The 548-nt window shown below is 48.7% G+C and carries 1 protein-coding gene; it reads left to right on the top strand.

Annotated elements, in window-relative coordinates:
- The coding region (locus tag R7Q48_RS30195; RefSeq protein ID WP_318134090.1) for a patatin family protein at nt 1–542 on the top strand (542 nt) is incomplete at its 5' end.
- Between the last annotated feature and the right edge of the window lie 6 nt (nt 543–548).

Here is a 548-nt window from a genome sequence, read left to right as displayed (position 1 = left end):
AAGAAGTGCTCGCTGCTGATCCGCGTCCTTTTTTCCTTGTCGTCACTCGTCAAGATACTGGACAGGCAGAATACCTCACTCCGGACGTCGATATGTTAGCGGAGACCATGAAGGCCAGCAGCGCCCTGCCCGTACTCTATCGTAATGGCGTACTTCTTAATGGCACTCGATATGTGGATGGCGGCGTTGCAGATGCCCTGCCAATTGCCGAAGCCATCAAAAGAGGAGCGACAAAAATCATGGTCTTGCGCAGCCAGATTGCCAGTTACCGGAAACCAAAATCAAAGTTCAGTGCCATCACAAAACGTATGCTGAAGGAAACGCCAGCTCTGATTGAGCCTATGCTGACACGTGACGTTCGTTACAACCAAACATTGGAACTGATAAACAACCCGCCACCAGGCGTTGAGATAATCCAAGTGTGTCCACCAGAAACGTTTAAGTTAAAACGCTTAAGCCGCTCACCAGAACCTTTGCGAGAAGCATATGAACTGGGAATTGAGGCTGGCAAACAAGCCATAGAACGTTGGAATTCAGTGTAAAGAAAA

This window comes from Vibrio sp. 378 (genome assembly GCF_033339435.1).
This window is presented reverse-complemented; position numbering and strand designations above follow the sequence as displayed.